This is a genomic window from Streptomyces alkaliphilus (assembly GCF_014141535.1).
GTDB classification, from domain to species: Bacteria; Actinomycetota; Actinomycetes; order Streptomycetales; family Streptomycetaceae; genus Streptomyces; species Streptomyces alkaliphilus.
This window is the reverse complement of sequence record NZ_VKHT01001218.1, coordinates 1-1305: the sequence shown is the minus strand read 5'-3', so window position 1 is coordinate 1305 and position 1305 is coordinate 1. Positions and strand designations below refer to the sequence as shown.

The 1305-nt window shown below is 75.7% G+C and carries 1 protein-coding gene; it reads right to left on the bottom strand.

Annotated features, from left to right (window positions below; translation table 11 throughout):
• Positions 1-24 precede the first annotated feature (24 nt).
• Positions 25-1305: M6 family metalloprotease domain-containing protein (locus FNQ90_RS23535; RefSeq protein WP_323380143.1), on the bottom strand; the 1281-nt coding region annotated here is incomplete at its 5' end.

Genomic DNA, 1305 nt, shown 5'->3' with positions numbered 1-1305 from the left:
CCCCCGGGCCCGTTCCCCACCGCCTCACGGCCGGATCACGCGCAGCCACCAGCCGCCGCCCGGCTCCCGCTCCCCGACCTCGAACCGCACCCCGGAGACCGGATCGTGGTGGGACATCCCGGTGTCCAGGGGGGCGTCGGCCAGTTCGGGCCGCACCGACCGGCCGTGGCACGCCGAGCCGTCGGGCCGGCCGTCGATCACCTCGATCGGTCCCCGGGTGGAGGCCACGTCGGACCGCACCCGGTACAGCAGCACGCCCGGGGTGCACAGGTCCCGGTCGTTGCCGATCGGCAGTCTGGCCTCGGCGACCAGCGCCTCGGAGGGGCCGGTCCGCACCACCACCATCCGGGTGTCCCCCGCCTCCGGCGGGACCCCGGGCTCCGGCGGGGCGGCGAGGGGGCGCAGCGCGTGCCGGGTGACCCCACCGACCGGCGGGCAGGCCACCTGGTGGTCGTCCAGCCAGCCGAGCTTCCAGCGGTGCCAGCCGAAGAGGTCGGGGGCCATGCCGAACTGGCTCCCCATGAGGTCCCAGTCCCCCACGTACCGGTCCCAGTTCCCACCGGGGTGCCCGGGGCGGTGGTAGAGGTCCGGCAGGCCCAGGACGTGGCCGGTCTCGTGGGCCAGGACGAGACGGTCCGGCGGTTCCCCCTCGAAGAGGGTGACCACCCGCCGCAGTTCGTTGCCCGCCACGGTGATGGGTCGCTCCAGGTTGACCACCTTGGTGGCGTCCGCGTCCACCCCCGGCGCGGTCGGGTCCGCGACCAGGTAGAGGATGTCGGCCCCGGCCAGGTGGGGGCGGTGTTCGGCGACCAGGCCCAGGGCGTCGCGCAGGTACGCCTCCCGGCCCCGGGGCGACCAGTCGCGACCGATGTCGTAGGCGGTGGACGGGAGGGGCATGGGCAGCCACGCGTCGTCGATCCGCGGGGCGAGTCGGAGCCGACCGTAAGAGGCGCGATCGAAGAAGTCGGCGGTGACCGGGAAGTACGAGGCGGCGATGGTGGCCGGGGTGCGGCTCGGCTCGGAGTCCGGGAAGGACAGGAAGAGCATCGCGGCCTCCGGCTCGCCCACCGTGGGTGGGTGGTGGGAGGGGTCGGGGCCACCGCCCCCGGAGGCGAGGCCGAGGGAGTGGTGCACCGGGTGACGGGGCAGCGCGCACCCCGCCACACCGGGATCGGCGCCGGATCGGCCGACCAGCCCGGTGAGGGCGAGGAGGAGGACCGTGGTCAGGGCCACCGTCCCGGCCCGGCGGCCGGTACGGGGCGTGTGACCGGGGTACCCGGGATGACCGGTGGGAGGGGGGACAGC